Origin of the sequence: Nocardiopsis listeri, assembly GCF_020741345.1 — a bacterium.
GTDB classification, from domain to species: Bacteria; Actinomycetota; Actinomycetes; order Streptosporangiales; family Streptosporangiaceae; genus Nocardiopsis; species Nocardiopsis listeri_A.
On the sequence record NZ_DYZD01000072.1, the window covers coordinates 30,723 to 51,916 of the forward strand.

The 21,194-nt window shown below is 67.8% G+C and carries 19 protein-coding genes and 1 pseudogene; all 20 read left to right on the forward strand.

Annotated elements, in window-relative coordinates; all coding sequences use genetic code 11:
• Window positions 1-64: 64 nt before the first annotated feature.
• Window positions 65-1,450: a diaminopimelate decarboxylase gene (lysA, locus tag K8V84_RS04815; protein ID WP_304070921.1), complete on the forward strand. Its 1,386-nt coding sequence runs from the start codon at window positions 65-67 to the stop codon at window positions 1,448-1,450.
• A 71-nt stretch (window positions 1,451-1,521) separates the two neighbouring features.
• A complete protein-coding gene (locus K8V84_RS04820; protein ID WP_304070923.1) occupies window positions 1,522-2,808 on the forward strand; it encodes a homoserine dehydrogenase in 1,287 nt (428 codons plus the stop codon).
• A gap of 216 nt (window positions 2,809-3,024) precedes the next feature.
• On the forward strand, window positions 3,025-4,083 hold the full coding sequence (gene thrC / locus K8V84_RS04825; RefSeq protein WP_304070926.1) for a threonine synthase: 1,059 nt from the start codon (window positions 3,025-3,027) through the stop codon (window positions 4,081-4,083).
• Between the two features lie 26 nt (window positions 4,084-4,109).
• A complete protein-coding gene (thrB, locus tag K8V84_RS04830; protein ID WP_304070929.1) occupies window positions 4,110-5,072 on the forward strand; it encodes a homoserine kinase in 963 nt (320 codons plus the stop codon).
• A 438-nt stretch (window positions 5,073-5,510) separates the two neighbouring features.
• Complete coding sequence (gene rho / locus K8V84_RS04835) at window positions 5,511-7,508, forward strand: transcription termination factor Rho (RefSeq protein WP_304070933.1); 1,998 nt, start codon at window positions 5,511-5,513, stop codon at window positions 7,506-7,508.
• A gap of 201 nt (window positions 7,509-7,709) precedes the next feature.
• Window positions 7,710-9,530, forward strand: coding sequence for an L-lactate permease (locus K8V84_RS04840; protein WP_304070935.1), 1,821 nt, complete (start codon window positions 7,710-7,712; stop codon window positions 9,528-9,530).
• A gap of 199 nt (window positions 9,531-9,729) precedes the next feature.
• Window positions 9,730-9,939: a 50S ribosomal protein L31 gene (gene rpmE, locus K8V84_RS04845; protein WP_304070937.1), complete on the forward strand. Its 210-nt coding sequence runs from the start codon at window positions 9,730-9,732 to the stop codon at window positions 9,937-9,939.
• Window positions 9,940-10,053: 114 nt separating this feature from the next.
• The gene (gene prfA / locus K8V84_RS04850) at window positions 10,054-11,124 is read left to right on the forward strand and encodes a peptide chain release factor 1 (RefSeq protein ID WP_304070939.1); all 1,071 of its coding nucleotides are present in this window, start codon (window positions 10,054-10,056) and stop codon (window positions 11,122-11,124) included.
• Window positions 11,121-11,984, forward strand: coding sequence for a peptide chain release factor N(5)-glutamine methyltransferase (prmC, locus tag K8V84_RS04855; RefSeq protein WP_304070942.1), 864 nt, complete (start codon window positions 11,121-11,123; stop codon window positions 11,982-11,984). The genes prfA and prmC overlap by 4 nt, the downstream gene beginning before the upstream one ends.
• Before the next feature lie 83 nt (window positions 11,985-12,067).
• Window positions 12,068-12,913 (forward strand): L-threonylcarbamoyladenylate synthase, encoded by an 846-nt coding sequence (locus tag K8V84_RS04860; protein ID WP_304070945.1) that lies wholly within the window; start codon window positions 12,068-12,070, stop codon window positions 12,911-12,913.
• Window positions 12,914-12,924: 11 nt separating this feature from the next.
• Window positions 12,925-14,091, forward strand: coding sequence for an MraY family glycosyltransferase (locus K8V84_RS04865; RefSeq protein ID WP_304070946.1), 1,167 nt, complete (start codon window positions 12,925-12,927; stop codon window positions 14,089-14,091).
• A 224-nt stretch (window positions 14,092-14,315) separates the two neighbouring features.
• Complete coding sequence (locus K8V84_RS04870) at window positions 14,316-14,738, forward strand: hypothetical protein (protein ID WP_304070947.1); 423 nt, start codon at window positions 14,316-14,318, stop codon at window positions 14,736-14,738.
• Window positions 14,739-14,843: 105 nt separating this feature from the next.
• The gene (locus K8V84_RS04875) at window positions 14,844-15,074 is read left to right on the forward strand and encodes a hypothetical protein (RefSeq protein ID WP_304070949.1); all 231 of its coding nucleotides are present in this window, start codon (window positions 14,844-14,846) and stop codon (window positions 15,072-15,074) included.
• 105 nt (window positions 15,075-15,179) lie between these two features.
• Window positions 15,180-16,010, forward strand: a complete 831-nt coding sequence (gene atpB, locus K8V84_RS04880; RefSeq protein WP_304070960.1) for a F0F1 ATP synthase subunit A — start codon at window positions 15,180-15,182, stop codon at window positions 16,008-16,010.
• Between the two features lie 127 nt (window positions 16,011-16,137).
• Window positions 16,138-16,365: an ATP synthase F0 subunit C gene (gene atpE / locus K8V84_RS04885; protein WP_211714590.1), complete on the forward strand. Its 228-nt coding sequence runs from the start codon at window positions 16,138-16,140 to the stop codon at window positions 16,363-16,365.
• A 55-nt stretch (window positions 16,366-16,420) separates the two neighbouring features.
• Window positions 16,421-16,966, forward strand: a complete 546-nt coding sequence (atpF, locus tag K8V84_RS04890) for a F0F1 ATP synthase subunit B (protein WP_304070963.1) — start codon at window positions 16,421-16,423, stop codon at window positions 16,964-16,966.
• Window positions 16,966-17,787 carry a F0F1 ATP synthase subunit delta gene (locus tag K8V84_RS04895; RefSeq protein ID WP_304070953.1) on the forward strand — a complete coding sequence of 274 codons (822 nt, stop codon included), beginning with the start codon at window positions 16,966-16,968 and terminating at the stop codon, window positions 17,785-17,787. Before atpF ends, K8V84_RS04895 begins: the two co-directional genes overlap by 1 nt.
• A 74-nt stretch (window positions 17,788-17,861) precedes the next feature.
• A complete protein-coding gene (gene atpA / locus K8V84_RS04900; RefSeq protein WP_304070955.1) occupies window positions 17,862-19,502 on the forward strand; it encodes a F0F1 ATP synthase subunit alpha in 1,641 nt (546 codons plus the stop codon).
• 3 nt (window positions 19,503-19,505) lie between these two features.
• A complete protein-coding gene (locus tag K8V84_RS04905) occupies window positions 19,506-20,426 on the forward strand; it encodes a F0F1 ATP synthase subunit gamma (protein ID WP_304070958.1) in 921 nt (306 codons plus the stop codon).
• Between the two features lie 5 nt (window positions 20,427-20,431).
• A pseudogene (locus K8V84_RS04910) lies at window positions 20,432-21,194 on the forward strand (F0F1 ATP synthase subunit beta); the annotation flags it as partial.

Consider the following 21,194-nt stretch of genomic DNA (forward strand, 5'->3'; position numbering starts at 1 on the left):
TCTTAGTGGACAATGGGCAGGGCCCCCTGAACAGCAATACGAAGGTCCAGCCGAAAGACCCGCCATGAGCCGCTACGCCCACCCCGCCGGATCCCGTCACGCGGAGATCCTGCCGGAGGACAACCCGCCGCTGCCGCCCGAGGACCTCAACTCCCTCGACGAACGCGTGTGGCCCGCCACATCGCGTCGTTCGGACGGCGAACTGACCATCGGCGGCATCGGCGTGCGCGCCCTCGCCGCCGAGTACGGGACGCCGCTCTTCGTCATGGACGAAGAGGACTTCCGTTCCCGTGCCCGCGACTACTCCACCGCCTTCATCGACGCCGACGTGTACTACGCCGGCAAGGCCCTGCTGACCAAGGCCGTCGCCCGTTGGGTGATCGAGGAGGGACTCAAGCTCGACGTGTGCTCCGGTGGTGAGCTTGCGGTGGCCCTGGCCGCCGGCGTTCCCACCGACCGCGTCGCCATGCACGGCAACAACAAGTCGGTGGCCGAGCTGCGCCGCGCCGTCGAGGTCGGAGTCGGCCGCGTCATCGTCGACTCCCTCGACGAGATCGACCGTCTGGCGGCCGTCGCCGCCGAGCTCGGCGCTCGCCCCAAGGTCCTGATCCGCGTCACCACCGGGGTGGAGGCGCACACCCACGAGTTCGTCGCCACCGCCCACGACGACCAGAAGTTCGGGTTCGCGCTCAGCACCGGCGCCGCCGCGGAGGCGGTCCGTCGGGTCCTGGCCACCGGCCACCTGGAACTGGTCGGGCTGCACTCGCACATCGGTTCGCAGATCTTCGACACCTCCGGGTTCGAGGTCGCGGCCCGCCGCGTCACCCGGTTCCTCACCCGGATCCACGAGGAACTCGACGTCACCCTCGCCGAACTCGACCTCGGCGGCGGGCTGGGCATCGCCTACACCTCCGACGACGACCCCCTCGATCCCAAGACCATCGCCGAGAGCCTCACCGCGATCGTGCGCCGCGAGTGCGCCGAGGCGGGGCTGCCCATGCCGCGCATCGCGGTCGAGCCCGGCCGCGCCATCGCCGGCCCCGCCGGGGTCACCCTCTACGAGGTCGGCACCATCAAGGACGTGGAGGGCATCCGCACCTACGTGAGCGTCGACGGCGGGATGAGCGACAACATCCGCACCGCCCTGTACGGATCGGAGTACACCGGCCGACTGGTCTCTCGCGAGAGCGACGCCGAGGCCATGCTCTCCCGTTTGGTCGGCAAGCACTGCGAGAGCGGTGACATCATCGTGCACGACCTGTACCTGCCCGCCGACCTGCGGCCGGGCGACCTGGTGGCGGTGGCCGCCACCGGTGCCTACTGCTACTCCATGGCGAGTAACTACAACCACCTGCCCCGCCCCGCCATGGTGGCGGTCCGGGACGCGAACGCACGGGTCATCGTGCGCAGGGAGAGCGAGGAGGACCTCCTCCGCCTCGACGTAGGCTGAAACGTTCGTCACACGGGCGTCGACCGACGTCCGGAAGGGTCGGACACGAGAGAAGTGGGAGTCACGCCCAAATGTCGATGAAGGTGGCGCTGCTCGGATGCGGCGTTGTGGGTTCGGAAGTCGTCCGCCTGGTCAACGAACAGTCCGAGGAACTGGCCGCGCGGATCGGCACGCCGATCGAGATCGGCGGGATCGCGGTACGCAGGCTCGACCGCGACCGCGGGGTCGACCCGGCGCTGCTGACCACCGACGCCACGGCGCTGGTCACCCGCCCGGACATCGACGTCGTGGTGGAGGTCATCGGCGGGATCGAGCCGGCCCGTTCGCTGATCCTCTCGGCGATCAAGTCCGGCAAGTCCGTGGTGACCGCCAACAAGGCGCTGCTGGCCGAGGACGGGCAGACCCTGCACGCCGCGGCCCGCGAGGCCGGGGTGGATCTGTACTACGAGGCGTCCGTGGCCGGGGCCATCCCGTTGCTGCGTCCGCTGCGCGACTCCCTGGCGGGTGACAAGGTCAACCGGGTCCTGGGGATCGTCAACGGCACCACGAACTACGTGCTGGATCGCATGGACTCCGCAGGGTCGTCCTTCACCGAGGCCCTGGAGGAGGCACAGACCCTGGGTTACGCCGAGGCGGACCCGACCGCCGACGTGGAGGGCTTCGACGCCGCCGCCAAGGCCGCGATCCTGGCCCGGCTGGCCTTCCACACCCAGCGGGTCACCGCCGCCGACGTGCACCGCGAGGGCATCACCGCGGTCTCCGCCGGCGACATCGCCAGTGCCCGGGACATGGGGTGCGTGGTCAAGCTCCTGGCGATCTGTCAGCGCTCCGAGGACGGTGAGTCCGTGGGCGTGCGCGTCCATCCGGTCATGCTGCCGTTGGAGCACCCGCTGGCGAGCGTCAAGGAGGCCTACAACGCGGTCTTCGTGGAGGCCGAGTCGGCCGGTCGGCTGATGTTCTACGGCGCCGGTGCGGGGGGCACCCCCACCGCCGGCGCGGTCCTGGGCGACATCGTGGGCGTGACCCGCAACCGGATGGCCCGCACGTCCGTGTCCGAGGGCGGGCACGACACCGGCCTGCCGGTGCACGACATGGGACGCACCATCACCAGCTACCACGTGGCGCTGGACGTGGCCGACCGCCCGGGTGTGCTCTCCCAGGTCGCCGAGGTCTTCGCCGACCACGGTGTCTCCATCAAGAACGTGCGTCAGGAGGGCAGCGGGGACGACGCCCAGCTCGTACTGGTCAGTCACCCCGCGCCCGACTCCGCGCTCAGCAGCACGGTCGAACGGCTCGACTCGCATCCGATGGTCCGAGAGGTGGCCAGCGTGATGCGCGTGGAGACCTTCCAGGACTGACCGAGGGCCGGGGGTCGCTCGGCGGAACGCGACCCCCGGTGTCCGAATATTGAGATCACAGTGCCGGGATGCAAGACATTGCAGGCCGGGTCGTACACTCGTGACCAGTGGGGACGCTCCGCTACGGCGAACCCCCGCATCCGATTTTCTCCGCGCGTCCGCCGAGGGCGCGCGTCAAGCGAACAGCAACCACCCGAAAGGGACACCGTCGTGAGCATGGCACGGGCGTGGCGAGGCCTCGTCGAGGAATACCGCGACCGCCTTCCCGTCAACGAGAACACCCCCGTCGTGACCCTCCAGGAGGGCAACACCCCGCTGCTGCCCGCCACGCGCGTGTCCGAGCTCACGGGCTGCGAGGTCTTCCTCAAGGTCGAGGGCCTCAACCCCACCGGCTCCTTCAAGGACCGTGGCATGACCATGGCGATCTCCAAGGCGGCCGAGGACGGCGCGAAGGCCGTCATCTGCGCCTCCACCGGCAACACCAGCGCCAGCGCCGCCGCCTACGCCATCCGCGCCGGCATGACCTGCGCCGTCCTGGTGCCCCAGGGCAAGATCGCCATGGGCAAGCTCGCCCAGGCCCTCGTGCACGGAGCCCGTCTGCTCCAGGTCGACGGCAACTTCGACGACTGCCTGGAACTCGCCCGCAAACTCAGCGTCGACTATCCGGTCGCCCTGGTGAACTCGGTCAACCCCTACCGCCTCCAGGGGCAGAAGACCGCCGCCTTCGAGATCGTCGACGCCCTCGGTGACGCCCCCGACATCCACTGCATCCCCGTCGGCAACGCCGGCAACATCACCGCCTACTGGATGGGCTACACCGAGTACGCCAAGGACGGGGTGTCCACCAGGTCCCCCCGCATGCTCGGTTTCCAGGCCAGCGGCGCCTCGCCCATCGTCGACGGCGCACCCGTGACCAGCCCCAGCACCATCGCCACCGCCATCCGCATCGGCAACCCGGCCTCCTGGAAGCTCGCCGAACAGGCGCGCGACGAGTCCGGCGGCGCCATCGACAAGGTCACCGACCGCCAGATCATGGCCGCCTACAAGCTCCTCGCCTCCCAGGAGGGCGTCTTCGTCGAACTCGCCTCGGCCGCGAGCGTCGCCGGCCTCCTTCAGGCCGTCGAGGCCGGTGAGGTCCCCAAGGGCAGCCGTGTGGTGTGCACCGTCACCGGCAACGGCCTCAAGGACCCCGACTGGGCACTGGCCGGAGCCTCCTCCGCCACCACCGTCCCCGTCGACGCCCAGGCCGCCGCCAAGGCCCTGGACCTGATCTGAGCCCGGCCCCGACCTAAGTAGCCACAGTGACCTCACCACCTCCGCGCCGGGTGTCCGTCGACGCTCCGGCCACCAGCGCCAACCTCGGGCCCGGATTCGACGCCCTCGGGTTGGCCGTACAGCTGTACAACCGCTTCGACGTCTCCCTGCGCGAGGACGACGAACTCCACGTCTTCGCCGGAGGAGAGGGCTGTCGAGAGGTACCGCTCGACCGGCGTCACCTCGTCGTGAAGGCCATGGCCGAGGCCTTCGACCGGGTCGGGGAGAAACTCCCCGGCCTGGACCTGCGCTGCGAGAACGACATCCCGCACGCGCGCGGACTCGGTTCCTCGTCCTCGGCGATCGTCGGCGGGGTCGCGGCGGCGGCGGCGCTGCTCGGCCGGACCGGCCCCGACGGCGGCCCGGACCGCGACTGGATCTACCAGGTCGCCGCGGACATGGAGGGTCACCCCGACAACGTGGCCCCGTGCGTCTTCGGTGGTTACACAGTGGCCTACCGTGACGACGACACCTGGGGCGTGGCCCGGCTCACCCCGGACGAACGGATCCTGCCGGTGCTGTGCGTACCGGGATGGAAACTGTCCACCGAACGCGCCCGCGGGCTGTTGCCGGAAACGGTCTCCCACACCGACGCCGCCTTCAACGCCGGACGCGCCGCGTTGATGACCGCGGCCGTATGTGGCCAACCCGAATCCCTGTACTCGGCCACCCGGGATCGACTACACGAGTCCTACCGCTCGCCCGCCATGCCGCGTACTCTCTCCCTCATCGAGGACCTGCGAGAACACGAGAAACTCGCAGCGGTGGTCTCCGGTGCGGGTCCCACGGCGTTGGTGCTGTGCACGGTAACCGAGGGGCGAGCCGAGGTGGATTCGCCGGAAATCGTCCGACAGGTTGATTCGATCGCTCGGTGGGCGGGTAATGATTGGGACATACGCCCCCTGCACGTTGAGCCGGCGGGGGTGCGGACCCCATCTCCCCATCCGTAGCATCTGTGTCGAGGAATAGCCGTGGCCTCAGGTGATGTTAGGCTTGGTGAAGCACCAGATGCCCCGTCACGGGGCGTGTGCTCATCCGCCACAGCGGCTTCCGCATCCCATACTCCGGCGGTCCGATCTCACGATCAGTCGGAAGCGGCGGCCAACGTGTCGAGTCAGCGGTCTCCCCGCGACTGTGCCCACGTCTTCGAAGTCCGCTCCTCCTCGGATGAGCGTGTCACGACGGCTGACGGGCATCACCTCCGAGCCAACCGCCCTGACGTCTGGCTGTACCCAGAGCCCGCCGCGATTGGGTAGGGGACCGACAACGCCGGTTTCCGACATCCACGTGGGGCACGCCCTACCCGGCCCCTGCCGGTTCGCACCATCGGGCCGGCCGATCAAGCACAACGCTGACGGCCGAAGCCCGCTCCTTGGGAAGGACCCTTAGTGAGCGACACCACCGAACTCCGAACGGACGCGGCGGTCGACAGCAAGAACGGCGCCGACGCCTCCTCGGAGGCCGGCGAAGCCGCACCATCGGGCGCGTCGAGGTCGCGTGCGGCCTCGCGCGGCACCGGTCTCGCCGCCCAGAAGCTCCCCGAGCTCCAAAAGCTCGCGTCGAGCATGGGCATCACCGGTACGGGGCGCATGCGCAAAAGCGACGTGATCGCTGCGATCGAAGCCAAGCAGGGCGGTCCCGTGGCCCCGGCCAAATCGAAGTCGGTAAAGAAGTCCGACGCCGCCCCTGAGGCCGGTAAGGTCGAAGGAACCGACGGCCGGACCGAACCCGCCTCGTCCACCTCGTCGGGTTCCGACGAGGTGGGGAACAAGGGTTCGGGCGATCGGTCATCGGACCAGGCCGTGACCGAGTCCCAGGGTGGGAAGGGTGACAAGCCCTCCCGCAACCGCCGCTCGTCCCGCAATCGCGGTGACGAATCCGGTGACCAGCCCCGTTCGGTGGACGGCACCGACTCCTCAACCTCCGCGAGCAGCGTGACCAAGACATCCAGCACCCCCCAGAAGAACGGCCCCGACTCCGAGGACCGTGACAACAGGTCCGGGCAGGGTCGCGAACGCCAGCGCAACCGTCGCAACCGCAACCGTGGCGGTGACGACCAGAACACCAACAACACCGACCGTCAGCAGGGCGGCGGCGACGGCCAGAACCAGGGTCGCAGCGGCAGCAACAGCAACAGCGGCAACGATGACGACTTCGGCGGCGGCCGCAGGCGTGGTCGACGTCGGGACCGGCGGGACCGTCGTGGTCGCGGCAGTGGTCCGGAGAGCGAACCGATCATCGGTGAGGACGACGTCCTGCTGCCGGTCGCGGGCATCCTGGACATCCTGGACAACTACGCCTTCGTTCGCACCACCGGTTACCTGCCCGGGCAGAGCGACGTGTACGTGTCCCTGGCCCAGGTCCGCAAGTACGGCCTGCGCAAGGGCGACCACATCATCGGTGCGGTCCGTCAGCCCCGCGATGGTGAGCGACGCGAGAAGTTCAACGCCCTGGTGCGTCTGGACTCGGTCAACAACATGTCCTCGGACCAGGCCAAGGGGCGTCAGGAGTTCTCCAAGCTCGTCCCGCTCTACCCGCAGGAGCGCCTGCGGCTGGAGACCGAGCCGAACATCCTGACCACGCGGATCATCGACCTGGTCGCCCCGATCGGCAAGGGCCAGCGTGGTCTGATCGTCTCCCCGCCCAAGGCCGGTAAGACGATGGTGATGCAGGCGATCGCCAACGCCATCACCGAGAACAACCCGGAGTGCTACCTGATGGTGATCCTCGTGGACGAACGTCCCGAGGAGGTCACCGACATGCAGCGCACGGTCAAGGGCGAGGTCATCCACTCGACCTTCGACCGTCCGGCCGAGGACCACACGGTCGTCGCGGACCTGGCGATCGAGCGCGCCAAGCGCCTCGTGGAGATGGGCATGGACGTGGTCGTCCTACTCGACTCCATCACCCGCCTGGGCCGTGCCTACAACCTGGCCGCCCCCGCCAGCGGACGCATCATGTCCGGTGGCGTGGACTCCACCGCCCTGTACCCGCCGAAGAAGTTCTTCGGTGCGGCCCGCAACATCGAGGGCGGCGGTTCGCTGACCATCCTGGCCACCGCGCTGGTCGAGACGGGTTCGCGCGCCGACGAGGTGATCTTCGAGGAGTTCAAGGGCACCGGCAACATGGAGCTCAAGCTCAACCGGTCCCTGGCGGACAAGCGGATCTTCCCGGCCGTGGACGTGGACGCCTCCAGCACCCGTAAGGAGGAGATCCTGATGTCGCCCGAGGAGCTGAACGTCGTGTGGAAGCTCCGCCGGGTGCTGCACGCCCTGGACACGCAACAGGCGATCGAGTTGCTCCTGGACAAGATGAAGGAGTCCAAGAGCAACGCCGAGTTCCTCATGCAGATCCAGAAGACCACGGTGGGGCCGGAGCGCTCGTAACCGAACGGCAGGCCCCCTTCCCGGGATCGGGGAGGGGGCCTTTCGTGTGCCGGAAGGCGGCCGATCGGTCTCGCTTTCAGGATGTGGAACCCTAATATCACTACTGTGTTGCAGATCACAAAGGGGGGATGGTAGGAGCGTTCCGACGGACTTAGTGTCGCGCCAGCCGAGTGCACACCCCGTATCAGGGAGCCGTCTGGAATGGACAACCTCGCCCTGCTCAGCCTCCTCGCGCTCACCCCGATCCTCGTGGTCGGCGTCCTGCTCGTCGGGTTCCGCCTCCCCGCCATGTACGCGATGCCCGCCGGGTACGTGGTCGTGGTCGGTATCGCGGTCCTGTTCTGGCAGACCGACTGGATGGCCGTCGCGGCCTCCACCCTCCAAGGCCTGATCCTCGCCGCGGGCCTGCTCTACATCATCTTCGGCGCGCTGCTCCTGCTCTCCACCCTCACCAAGAGCGGCGCCGTGGCCACCATCAGGGCCACCTTCACCGACATCAGCCCCGACCGACGAGTCCAAGCGTTGATCATCGGATGGCTCTTCGGCAGTTTCATCGAGGGAGCCTCCGGGTTCGGCACCCCCGCCGCCGTGGTCGCGCCCCTCATGCTCGCCCTCGGCTTCCCTGCCATGGCCGCCGTCATGGTGGGACTGGTCATCCAGAGCACACCGGTCAGCTTCGGCGCGGTCGGCACCCCGATCCTCGTCGGGGTCGCCGGCGGCCTGGACGGCTCGGAACAGGTCGCCGAACGCGCCACCGTCCTCGGGCTCACCCTGCCCGAGTTCATCAGCGGAATCGGCTTTCAGACCGTGCTCCTGCACGCCGTGGCCGGGACCCTCGTCCCCCTCTTCATCTGTTGCATGCTCTGCGGCTTCTACGGGGAGAACCGGCGCTTCTCCGACGGCTTCGGCGTCTGGAAGTTCGCCCTGTTCAGCGCCTTGGCCATGACGATCCCGTCGATCCTGTACAACCACTTCCTCGGGGTCGAGTTCACCAGCCTCCTGGGCGGCCTCACCGGCCTGGTCATCGTCGTCCTCGCCGCACGCAAGGGCTTCCTGATGCCGAAGAAGATCTGGGACTTCCCGCCACGGCAGGACTGGCTCGCCCGCTGGAGCGGCAAGATCGAGGCCGGAAACGGCGAGGAGGTCGTCGGTCGCCGCATGGGTCCGTTCCGGGCCTGGGTGCCCTACCTGTTGGTCGCCGCCATTCTGGTGGGCAGCCGCACGATCACCCCCCTCCAGGAGTGGGCGACCGGCATCACCCTCGGTTCCGACGACATCCTCGGCACCTCCATCGCCGAGGCGGTCGAACCCCTCTACTCGCCCGGGGCGACCTTCATCCTGGTCTGCCTGATCACCTACGGACTGCACCGCATGAAGCGCGCGGAGATCCTCGCCTCCTGGAAGATGGCGGGTTCCCAGCTGGCGGGAGCGGCCGTCGCCCTGCTGTTCGCCGTGCCTCTCGTCCGGGTCTTCATCAACACCGGAGCGGAGTTCGGGGGCACCGGCCTGGACAGCATGCCGCTGACGCTGGCGTCCGGCGCCGCGGAGCTCGGCGGAACCGCGTGGCCGCTCTACGCCCCGTGGATCGGTGCCCTCGGCGCCTTCGTCGCCGGCTCCAACACCGTCTCCAACCTGATGTTCTCCCTCTTCCAGTTCTCCACCGCCGAACACATCGGGGTCCCGCCGGAGACGGTCGTGGCCACCCAGGCCGTCGGTGGCGCGGCCGGGAACATGGTCACGGTGCACAACATCGTGGCCGCCTCCGCGGTGGTCGGTCTGGTCGGCCGTGAGGGCGACCTCATCCGCCAGACGATCATCCCGATGACCTACTACGTGATCCTGGCCGGATCGGTGAGCTACGTGTTCATCTACGGCCTCGGGGCGAACGCGGGCACGATCGTGCTGGCCCTGCTCCTGGCCGTTCTGGTCGGCCTGGTCGTGCTGTTGCGACGAGCCGACGCGGGCAAACCACCGCCCAGCACGATGCGCGACGCCGAGCCCTCGAAGGGGGGTCGGGAATAGGTACTGGTCCCGGCATGGTTGTCGGTCTGGCAAACTGGTGGTGAGGGTAGGTTCGTCCTCCTGTCGCCGGGAGAGCACGCCACCCGATCACCTGGATCGCCGCGGCACCGGTTCGCGCATGGTTTCGACACGGCCCCGCCCATGATGGCGGGCGCCGTGGTCATGCGTCCGGCGGTCGCGCACAAGCAAGGAGACACACATGCAGGCCGACATCCACCCGGAGTACATCACCACCGAGGTGACCTGTACCTGCGGCGCCCACTTCGTCACCCGTAGCACCCTCCCCGAGGGCAAGCTGCGCGCCGACGTGTGCTCCGAGTGCCACCCCTTCTACACCGGCAAGCAGAAGATCCTGGACACCGGTGGTCGGGTCGCCCGCTTCGAGAAGCGCTTCGGCAAGCGCAAGTAGCGCTGCCCTTCGGCCCGGTGGTACCGCCCTGTTCGCGGGGCGCGCCACCGGACCGGTCGCACCCCCTCACGCGAGGGGAACAGCCAGGGCGGACGAGAAGACGGGAATGGGATAGTGAAGCTGGACGACCTACTCGGGGAGTACTACGAGCTGGAACAACGGCTCGCCGACCCCGAGGTGCACGCGGACCCGGCCGAGGCGCGCAGGCTGGGCAAGCGCTACTCCCAGCTCACCCCGATCATCGAGACCTACCGTCAGCTCAAGGCGGTCGAGAACGACATCGAGGCCGCCCGCGAGCTGGCCGCGGAGGACGCCTCCTTCGCGGAGGAGGCCGACCGGCTGACCGAGGAGGCCGAGCAGCTCACCGAGCGCCTGAGCTTCCTCCTCATCCCGCGCGACCCCGCCGACGACAAGAACCTCATCATGGAGGTCAAGGCCGGTGAGGGCGGCGAGGAGTCCGCCTTGTTCGCCGGCGACCTGGTCCGCATGTACCTGCGCTACGCCGAGCGGCAGGGCTTCAAGACCGAGGTCATCGACGCCACCCACTCCGACCTGGGCGGCTACAAGGACATCACCATCGCCTTCAAGAACAAGGGCAACCCCGAGCCCGGCGCGGGCGTGTGGCCCATGCTCAAGTTCGAGGGCGGTGTCCACCGGGTGCAGCGCGTGCCCGTCACCGAGTCCCAGGGGCGGATCCACACCTCCGCAGCCGGTGTCCTGGTCGTCCCCGAGGCCGAGGAGATCGAGATCGAGATCCACGAGAAGGATCTTCGCGTCGACGTCTACCGTTCCTCCGGACCCGGCGGGCAGAGCGTCAACACCACCGACTCCGCGGTGCGCATCACCCACCTGCCGACCGGCATCGTCGCCTCCTGCCAGAACGAGAAGAGCCAGCTCCAGAACAAGGAGCAGGCCCTGCGCATCCTGCGCGCCCGCATCTACGCCGAGGCCCAGGCCAGCGCGGACGCCGAGGCCAGTGCCGAACGCAAGAGCCAGGTCCGTACCGTCGACCGCTCCGAGCGTGTGCGCACCTACAATTTCCCGGAGAACCGCATCTCCGACCACCGGGTCGGTTACAAGGCCTACAACCTCGACCAGGTCCTCGACGGGGAACTGGGCGGGGTCATCAAGGCCCTGGTGGACGCGGACACCAAGGAGAGGCTCGAAGCCGCGCAGTCATCATGAACTTCCTACTCGACGAGGTCGCCCGCGCCACGCTCCGACTGGCGGAGGCGGGCGTGGCCTCACCCCGCACCGACGCCGAGGAACTCGCGGCGTTCGTGCACGGTGTCCGTCGAGGGGAACTGCACTCGGTCGCCGACGCCGACTTCGACGCCCGTTACTGGGAGTGCGTCTCCCGCCGTGAGGCCCGCGAACCCCTCCAGCACATCACCGGACGCGCCTACTTCCGCTACCTCGAACTCCAGGTCGGGCCGGGGGTCTTCGTGCCCCGACCCGAGACCGAGATCATGGTGGACTGGGCGATCGAGACGCTGCGGTCCATGGACGTGGCCGACCCGTTGGTCGTGGATCTGGGTTCCGGTTCCGGGGCCATCGCCATCTCCATCGCCCAGGAGGTGCCGCGCTCGCGGGTGCACACGGTCGAGATCGACCCCGAGGCGCTGCGCTGGACCCGCCGCAACGTCGAGTCCAGCGGTCACGCCGATCGGGTGACCGCACACGAGGGCGACATGCGTACCTCCCTGCCCGAGCTCGACGGCAGGGTGGACCTGCTCATCAGCAACCCGCCCTATGTTCCGACCCGGGAGGCGCACGTCATCCCGCCGGAGGTACGCGACTACGATCCGGCCCCGGCGTTGTGGTCGGGCGAGGACGGTCTGGACATGATCCGCGACCTGGAGGCGGTCGGCCGTAGGCTGGTGCGTCCAGGAGGGGCCATGGCCATCGAACACCATGACGGCCAGGGCATCGACATCCCCCGGCTGTTCCCCGAGGACAAGGGCTGGCGTGACGTCCTCAACCGCAAGGACATGGCAAGACGCGATCGCTTCGTGGTCATGCGTCGAGCCGACGAGGACGATTAGCCGCCGTTGGCCCTCACCCCCCAACCCCACCGTCGAACCGACATCTGTCCGGTCGACCCGTTCGAGATCGAGGTGAACCCAGGGTGAGCCGCATCTACGACTGCGCGGACGAGACCGCCCGCAAGGACGGCATCGCCGACGCCGCGTCCGCGGTACGCCGAGGCGACCTGGTGGTACTGCCCACCGACACCGTGTACGGCATCGGCACCGACGCCTTCAGCCCGAAGGCGGTCGCTCGACTGCTGGAGACCAAGGGGCGTGGACGGGACATGCCGCCGCCCGTGCTGGTCGGCTCCATCCGTGCCGCCACCGCCCTGATCGACGACCTGGGCAACCACGGCCGGGATCTCATGGAGGAGTTCTGGCCCGGACCGCTCACCCTCGTGTGCACCGCCACCCCCAGCCTGTCCTGGGACCTGGGCGATACCAAGGGGACCGTGGCCGTGCGCATGCCGATGGACCCGGTGGCCCTGGAGCTGCTCAAGGAGACCGGACCCATGGCGGTCAGCAGCGCCAACAAGTCCGGGCGGCCGGCCGCCGTCAACGCGGGGGAGGCCATCGAGCAACTCGGTGACGAGGACGTGTCCGTCTACCTCGACGGTGGGGAGAGCGACAGCCCGGTGGCCTCCACCATCGTCGACCTGACCTACGCGGTGCCGCGGGTGCTGCGGTCGGGCGCCATCTCCATCGAGGAGCTGCGGGCCGTGTGCGGGACCGTCATCGGTGAGCTGCGCAAGGGCCGCACCAAGCCGAAGAAGGACGAAACCGCCGAGACCGACGGGGAGACCGCCGCGGAGACCGCCGCGGCAGAGGCTCCCGACGACGCCGACAACGATGGTGGGACCGACGGTTCCGGCGAGGCCGAGGACACCGCCCGGACATCGTCCAGCGGGACCGAGTCCGACACGTCCGGTAGCGACAAGAACTAGAGGGGCCGGCCGTGCGGGAGTACGCGCTCACCTTCGTCATCGCCGTCGCGGTGACCTACCTGCTCGTGCCGTTGGTACGCCGGGCGGCGATCGCCTTCGGCGCGGCGCCCCCCGTGCGCGACCGCGACGTGCACACCGAACCCATTCCACGGCTGGGCGGACTCGCCATCTACGGCGGGTTCGCCGCGGCGCTGCTCATCTCGGCGCAGCTACCGCACCTGCAGAACGTGTTCGTGGCCAAGACCTGGATCGGTCTGCTGTTGGCCGGCGGGCTCATCACCGTCATCGGAGTCATCGACGACCGGTGGGGGATGGACGCGCTGAGCAAGCTGGCGGGCCAGACCGCCGCGGCGGGCATCCTGGTCTGGCAGGGCGTGCAGTTGCTGTGGCTGCCGCTGCCCGGCACCCAGCTCTCCCTGGGCCCGTGGCTCGGGGCGATGGTGTCGATCCTGCTCATCGTGGCGACCATCAACGCGATCAACTTCGCCGACGGCCTGGACGGCCTGGCCGCCGGTATCGTCGCGATCTCCTCGCTGGCGTTCTTCGCGTACTACTACGTGGTCGCGGTGGACCAGGGGTTCGAGCGCCAGTCCTACCCGGCGATGATCGCGATCATCCTGGCGGGCACGTGCCTGGGGTTCCTGTGCCACAACTTCCATCCGGCGAGGGTGTTCATGGGTGACACCGGGTCGATGCTGTTGGGTCTGCTGCTCACCTCGATCACCATCACCGTGACGGGGCAGTTCGACGCCAACACCGCCAGGGAGGAGTTCAACTCCTCCGGCCTGGTCGTCTTCCTGCCCATCCTGCTGCCGCTGTTGGTGATCGCGCTGCCCCTCGCCGACATGGTGTTGGCGATCGTGCGTCGCACACTGGCCGGTAAGTCGCCGTTCGCCCCGGACCGGGGCCACCTGCACCACCGTCTGCTGGACATGGGGCACACCCACACCCGCGCGGTGCTGTTGATGTACCTGTGGGCGGGCATCGTCGCGTTCGCCGCGGTGTCGCTGTCGATCTTCGACTCCGCGTTCATCGTCCTCTCGGTCACGGTGTTGGTGGCCATCTGTGCGGTCGGTCTCATCGCCCTTCCGCGTCTACACCGTCGCGGACTGTTGCACTGGGGTGGCCGGAAGGGTTCTCGAGCGCGAACAGATCACCATTCGTCAACCGATGGATAAAAGGCCGATCACGTTCGGGACGGAGGTCCCGTCGGGTGGTCCGAATGTGCGTGCTTGTGAAGGTCGAGACGAGTGTGTTCAAGGTGACACAAGACCCGAAGAGGGCCCAGAACGGGCCTTTCGTGAGGCGTTAAGGGTGCGTTAAGGCGCCCCTGGATTTCGTACCGAAAACCTTGTGATAGCTTTCACGAGCAGGTAACCACTGAACCCCACGGAGCTTCGTCATGCAGGGACACGACGCCCGGATCCTCCGCGGCGCCGCGCTTCCGAGCGCCGCGTGCGGAGCCCTGGCCATTGCGATCTCGGCCCTGCTCGCAGGTACCGCGGGAGCTCTCGGTTCGGCCCTGGCGGTGGCCATCGTCATCGCCTGTTTCGGGCTGGGGCAGTGGGCGGTCATCCTGGTCACCCGGCGTAACAAGGACCTGTTCCTTGCCGCGAACCTCATCGGATTCGTGGTCAAGATGGCGCTGCTGGGCATCCTGTTGGTGACCCTCGGAGGAAGCCCCCTCATCGCCGACCTCAGCACCAACGCCTTCGTCTATAGCGCGCTGGTCGTGGTGCTGGCATGGCTTGGCGGGCAGACCTGGGCCACCTCCCGGGCGAAGATCCTCCACGTGGACCCCAGTGAGAGTTCGGAGAGCTCGTGATGGGGTGCCCCGCCGCGTTCCGTGGGAGCGGGCGTTATAACCTGTTCCACGGCAGGCGGAAGGCCACCTTCCAGCCGCGCCCCACATGCTATATTCCGGAGCGAGATGAGCAGCGAGCCAGCCGAGAAGAAGGGTCCCGAAGCGCTACCCGCGCCACGCGAGGCCGATGGTTGGGCGCTCTTCTCGACTCTGCTTTCGGGTGTTCTCGTGTGGAGCGCGATCGGCTGGGGTGCGGACAGGCTTCTGGGTTTCCAGGCTCTCTTCCTGCCCATCGGGGCGGTTCTCGGTATGGCCGGTGCGATCTATCTGATCGTCGCCAAGACGCGTCACATCTGAGCACCCCGCAGTCCCGCGTCGCCCGTTCCGCGACGACGCTAGCAGTAACAACCATCAACGAGGCTTTCTTGCGTCACGACGAAAGGATTCGCCGTGAGTGCTGACGTGCGCATTCTCGCGGCCGAACCGGGTTGCCACCTCTTCGGTGACAACGGGTGCGGGTTCGAGGCCCCCACCATCGGGATGTTCTTCCCCGAACCGTGGTTCGCCAATATCCCCGGCAGCACGGGCATCGACCTGTACCTGGTTCTGTTGCTCGTCGCGGTCGGTGCCGTCCTGCTTCTGTGGTCGTGGTTCAGCAGGAAGCTGAGCCTCGTCCCCGGCCGCAGGCAGAGCGTCGGGGAGATGCTGGTCCTGTTCATCAGGGACAACATCACCCGTCCCACCATGGGTGCCAAGGGCGACAGCTTCATCCCGTTCATGACGGGCATCTTCACCCTCATCCTGGCCATGAACTTCACCGGGCTGATCCCCGGCATGCTGCCGGTCAACAGCAACCTCGCCTTCACCGCGATGTTCGCACTGGTCATCTACGTGATGACCATCGTGATCGGTATCAAACACCAGGGCGGCTGGGGTTACTTCCGTAACCAGATCTTCCCGCCCGGGATGCCGAAGTGGATCTACGTCCTGGTCACCCCGATCGAGATCCTCTCGGTCTTCCTCATCCGCCCGGTCACGCACGCCCTGCGTCTGTTCGCGACCATGTTCGCGGGCAGTCTGCTGCTGGGTGTGTTCGCCTACGGCGGCTGGTACATGCTGAACCTTTCGGCCGAGCCGGTCCTCGCCGCGGTCTCCGTGGTCTACTCCGGCGCCGCGCTGCTCGGTTACATCGCCTTCTTCGTCTTCGAGATCGCGATCATGCTGATCCAGGCCTTCGTGTTCACTCTGCTCGCGAGCCTGTACCTCAACCAGTCGCTCGAAGCGGCTCACTAAGACCCCCTCCGAGTTCCCCCGGTCCCGTGATCGGAAAGCAGGGACGAGGAGTGCTTAAGACCCGTCCAAACCGGCGAACTGACCTATTGCGTACCGCAACGCCGGACGTCGAGTAAAGGGAAACACAATGGACATCGCTGCGATCACCGGCAACATCAACACCATCGGCTACGGCATCAGCGTCATCGGCGCCGGTATCGGTGTCGGTATCGTGTTCGGTCTCGGTATGCAGGCCATCGCCCGCCAGCCCGAGGCCCGCGGCCCGCTGCAGACCAACATCTACCTCGGCTTCGCGCTGGTCGAGGCCCTCGCCATCCTGGGCTTCGTTCTCGCCTTCGCCGCCCCCGGCGCCTAAGGCGTTTTGCCAACCGTTTTCTGATGGCAACTGACGCGAAGGAGGGCTGACCATGTTGGTGGAGTTGGCAGCCGATTACAACATTCTGCGGATCGACTGGGTGAAGTTCACCTTCGGTGCGATCGCGCTCGCCGTGGTCTACTTCTTTGTGGCCCGCAAGGCGGTCCCCAAGGTCATGAAGGTCCTCGACGAGCGTCACGACGCCATCGAGGGGGGCATCGAGCGGGCCAAGCGCGCCGAGGCCGAGGCCGAGGAGATCCGCCAGCAGTACCGCGAGAAGCTCGAAGAGTCGCACCGCGAGTACGCGCAGGAACTCGAGAAGGCCAAGGAGCAGCGCACGGCGATCATCGCCGAGGCTCGCGAGGAGGCCCAGGTCGAGGCCCAGCGCATCATCGAGACCGCCAAGGCCCAGATCGAGGCCGACCGGCAGCAGGCCATGGCCCAGCTCCGCGGCGAGATCGGTGCCCTGTCCACTGAGCTCGCGACCCGCATCGTCGGGGAGTCGCTCAGTGACGGCGCGGCCCAGACCCGTGTGGTGGACCGGTTCCTGGAGGAACTGGAGCAGCAGGACGAGAGCGCGAAGCAAGCCGAGGTGCGCTGATGCGTGGTATCAGCCGTAACTCCCTGGCTGAGGCGACCCGACGCCTGGACGAGAACGTCCTGGCGTCGGCGGACGCCGCCCAGCACGCGGTCTCGCTCGGTGGCGAGCTCTTCGAGGTCGTCGCCCTGCTCGGCAACGAGCACTCCCTGCGCCGCTGGCTCGCGGACCAGGCCAACCCGGTGGAGAAGAAGACCGGTCTGATCGGTCAGATCCTCGAGGGCAAGGTGTCGCCGTCCACGGTCATCGTGGTCAACGACGTCGTGTCCCAGCCGTGGGCCGGCCCCCGCGACATGGTGGACGCGCTGGAGCGCCTGGCGGTCTACGCGACCGTCGCCTCCGTGGAGGGCACCCGTCTGGACGAGCTCGAGGACGAGCTGTTCCGGTTCGAGCGGATCGTCGTCGCCGAGCCGGAGCTGCGCGCGGCCCTCACCCGTGAGGGCGTGGCCGTCTCGCACCTGCACACCCTGGTCGAGAACCTGCTCTCGGGCAAGGTGAACTCCGCGACGCTGGCTCTGGTCAGCGAAGCGGTCACCCGCCCGCGGACACGTACTCTGGAACAGGCGCTCGACAACTTCGGGCAGCTGGTCGCCGAGCGCGCCCAGCGCTACATCGCGGTGGTGCGCAGCGCGGTCCCGCTGAGCGAAGCTCACCAGGACCGTCTCCGGACGATTCTGCAGCGCAAGTACGGCCGTGAGATCCACCTGAACACCGAGGTCGCCCCCGAGATCGTGGGTGGGCTTTCCATCCAGGTCGGCGACGAGGTCATCGACGGCACCATCGCCGGGCGCATCGCTGAGGTTCAGCGCCGTCTGGCCGGCTGACACACGCGAATAAACGCAAGGCAAGCACGCACGGCGCCGGCCCGGCGCCATTTGAGAGCAAGGACAACGTAGAGATGGCGGAGCTGACGATCCGGCCGGATGAGATCCGGGACGCGCTACAGCGCTTCGTCCAGTCGTACGAGCCTGACACCACCCGCGCGGAAGAGGTCGGAACCGTCACCTACTCCGGTGACGGCATCGCCCGCGTCGGTGGCCTTCCCTCGGCGATGGCGAACGAGCTGCTGGAGTTCGAGGACGGCACCCTGGGCATGGCCCAGAACCTTGAGATCGGTGAGATCGGTGTCGTCGTGCTGGGCGACTTCACCGGTATCGAAGAGGGGCAGAAGGTGCGTCGCACCGGCAAGCTCCTCTCGGTGCCGGTGGGTGACAACTTCCTCGGCCGCGTGGTGGACCCCCTGGGCAACCCCATCGACGGCAAGGGCGAGATCGAGACGACTCAGAGCCGTGAGCTCGAGCTCCAGGCCGCGACGGTCATGGAGCGCCAGCCGGTGGGCGAGCCCCTCCAGACCGGTATCAAGTCGATCGACACCATGACCCCGGTCGGCCGTGGCCAGCGCCAGCTGGTCATCGGTGACCGACAGACCGGTAAGACCGCGATCGGTATCGACGCGATCATCAACCAGAAGGCGAACTGGGAGACCGGCGACCCCTCCAAGCAGGTGCGCTGCATCTACGTCGCGGTCGGCCAGAAGGGTTCGACCATCGCCAGCGTGCGAGGCGCCCTCGAAGAGGCCGGCGCGATGGAGTACACCACCATCGTCGCCTCCCCGGCCTCCGACCCGGCCGGCTTCAAGTACCTCTCCCCGTACACCGGTTCGGCCCTGGGCCAGCACTGGATGTACGAGGGCAAGCACGTCCTCATCGTCTTCGACGACCTGACCAAGCAGGCCGAGGCCTACCGTGCGGTCTCCCTCCTGCTGCGCCGCCCGCCGGGCCGTGAGGCCTACCCGGGTGACGTCTTCTACCTCCACTCCCGGCTGCTGGAGCGCTGCGCGAAGCTCTCCGACGAGCTGGGCGCCGGTTCGATGACGGCCCTGCCGATCATCGAGACCAAGGCGGGCGACGTCTCGGCGTACATTCCCACCAACGTCATCTCCATCACCGACGGTCAGGTCTTCCTGAACTCGGACCTGTTCAACCAGGGCCAGCGTCCGGCGATCGACGTCGGTGTCTCCGTCTCCCGTGTCGGTGGCGCCGCGCAGACCAAGGCGACCAAGAAGGTCTCCGGTACCCTGCGTCTGAGCCTGGCCCAGTACCGCGAGCTGGAGGCGTTCTCCGCCTTCGGTTCGGACCTGGACGCCGTCTCCAAGCAGCAGCTGGAGCGCGGTGCCCGGATGATGGAGCTCCTCAAGCAGGGCCAGTACTCGCCCTTCTCCATGGAGAAGACGGTCGTCTCGATCTGGATGGGCAACACCGGCCTGATCGACGAGGTTCCGGTCGAGGACGTCCGCCGCTTCGAGGACGACTTCCTCTCCTACCTGGACCGCGAGCACAAGGCCGTTCTCGACACCATTCGGGAGACCGGCAAGTTCGAGGACGACAGCCAAAAGACCCTCCAGGCCGCCATCGAGAAGTTCAAGCAGGGCTTCCAGACCTCTGCGGGCAGCCTCCTGGGCACCGAGGCCGAGGCCGAGGCGCTCTCCGAGGAGAAGGTCGGCCAGGAGACCATCAAGGTCGCCAAGGGCGGGAAGTAACCCATGGGTGCACAGCTTCGCGTCTATCGCCGGAGGATCCGTGCGACGAAGGCGACGGCGAAGATCACCCGTGCGATGGAGCTGATCGCCGCCACGCGCATCACCAAGGCGCAGCGCGCGGCCGAGGCTGCAGGCCCCTACGCACGGGAGATCACGCGGGCGGTGTCCTCCCTCGCCAGCCGGGTGACCGATCACCCGCTGCTGACCGAGGCCGAGAACCCCACCCGTGCGGCCGTCCTGGTCATCACCAGCGACAAGGGTCTGGCCGGCGCCTTCTCGACCAACGTCATCAAGGAGGCCGAGTCCCTCACCCAGCTTCTTCGGGAGCAGGGCAAGGAGGTCCTCACCTACATGGTGGGTCGCAAGGGTGCGGCCTTCTACAAGTTCCGCGACCGTGAGGTCGAGCAGGCTTGGGAAGGCATCACCGAGCGTCCGACCTACGCGCACGCCCAGGAGATCGGCTCCGCTCTCATGGAGAGGTTCTCCCTGGACACCGCCGAGGGTGGTGTCGACGAGATCCACGTGGTCTCCACGGAGTTCGTGTCGATGCTGACCCAGCGGGCCGGGGCGGTTCGCGCTCTTCCGCTGGAGGTGGAAGAGGTCGAGGCCGAGGAACTCGAGGAGAGCCACGGTGGCGAGGCGCTGCCGCTCTACGAGTTCGAGCCCTCGGCGGAGGAGGTCCTGGACCAGCTGCTGCCGCAGTACGTGGTCAACCGGATCTACGCTTCCCTCCTCGAGTCGGCCGCCTCCCAGCAGGCGTCCCGTCGCGCGGCCATGAAGGCCGCGACCGACAACGCGGAAGAACTCGTCAAGAACCTGACCAGCCTGGCCAACCAGGCCCGTCAGGCCGAGATCACCAATGAGATCAGTGAGATTGTCGGCGGTGCCGATGCACTCTCTGGGTCCAGCGCGGGAAGTGAGTAAGAGAAGTGTCAACGACAGTTGAAGAGACGACCGGCGCCGGCACCGCCACCGGTCGGATCGCCCGGGTCACCGGCCCGGTCGTCGACGTGGAGTTCCCCGTCGGCTCCCTGCCCGGCATCTACAACGCCCTGCACACCGATGTGAGCATCGGCGGCAAGGACAAGGTCGTCACCCTGGAGGTCGCCCAGCACCTGGGTGACAACCTGGTGCGCGCCATCTCCCTCGCCCCGCAGGACGGCATGGTCCGTGGCGCCGAGGTCCGCGACACCGGCGCGCCCATCAGCGTGCCCGTCGGCGACATCGTCAAGGGCCACGTGTTCAACACCCTGGGCGAGTCCATGGACGTGCCCACGGCCGAGCTCGGCGTGACCGAGCGCTGGCCGATCCACCGCAAGGCCCCCTCCTTCGACCAGCTCGAGTCCAAGACCGAGATGATGGTCACGGGCATCAAGGTGATCGACCTCCTCACCCCGTACGTGCGCGGTGGGAAGATCGGCCTCTTCGGTGGCGCGGGTGTGGGCAAGACGGTGCTCATCCAGGAGATGATCACCCGTATCGCCCGTAACTTCGGTGGTGTGTCCGTGTTCGCCGGTGTCGGTGAGCGCACCCGTGAGGGTACGGACCTCTTCCTGGAGATGGACGAGATGGGCGTCCTCCCGGACACCGCGCTCGTCTTCGGCCAGATGGACGAGCCCCCGGGCACCCGTCTGCGCGTGGCGCTCTCGGCTCTGACGATGGCGGAGTACTTCCGTGACGTCCAGGGCCAGG

Bases quoted from the DNA above. Each gene is read 5' to 3' on its own strand.
- K8V84_RS04840 (WP_304070935.1), top strand. From the start codon at position 7,710: ATGGACAACCTCGCCCTGCTCAGCCTCCTCGCGCTCACCCCGATCCTC.
- K8V84_RS04820 (WP_304070923.1), top strand. From the start codon at position 1,522: ATGTCGATGAAGGTGGCGCTGCTCGGATGCGGCGTTGTGGGTTCGGAA.
- rpmE (WP_304070937.1), top strand. From the start codon at position 9,730: ATGCAGGCCGACATCCACCCGGAGTACATCACCACCGAGGTGACCTGT.
- atpE (WP_211714590.1), top strand. From the start codon at position 16,138: ATGGACATCGCTGCGATCACCGGCAACATCAACACCATCGGCTACGGC.
- lysA (WP_304070921.1), top strand. From the start codon at position 65: ATGAGCCGCTACGCCCACCCCGCCGGATCCCGTCACGCGGAGATCCTG.
- K8V84_RS04905 (WP_304070958.1), top strand. From the start codon at position 19,506: ATGGGTGCACAGCTTCGCGTCTATCGCCGGAGGATCCGTGCGACGAAG.
- prmC (WP_304070942.1), top strand. From the start codon at position 11,121: ATGAACTTCCTACTCGACGAGGTCGCCCGCGCCACGCTCCGACTGGCG.
- thrC (WP_304070926.1), top strand. From the start codon at position 3,025: ATGGCACGGGCGTGGCGAGGCCTCGTCGAGGAATACCGCGACCGCCTT.
- K8V84_RS04875 (WP_304070949.1), top strand. From the start codon at position 14,844: ATGAGCAGCGAGCCAGCCGAGAAGAAGGGTCCCGAAGCGCTACCCGCG.
- K8V84_RS04895 (WP_304070953.1), top strand. From the start codon at position 16,966: ATGCGTGGTATCAGCCGTAACTCCCTGGCTGAGGCGACCCGACGCCTG.
- atpA (WP_304070955.1), top strand. From the start codon at position 17,862: ATGGCGGAGCTGACGATCCGGCCGGATGAGATCCGGGACGCGCTACAG.
- K8V84_RS04870 (WP_304070947.1), top strand. From the start codon at position 14,316: ATGCAGGGACACGACGCCCGGATCCTCCGCGGCGCCGCGCTTCCGAGC.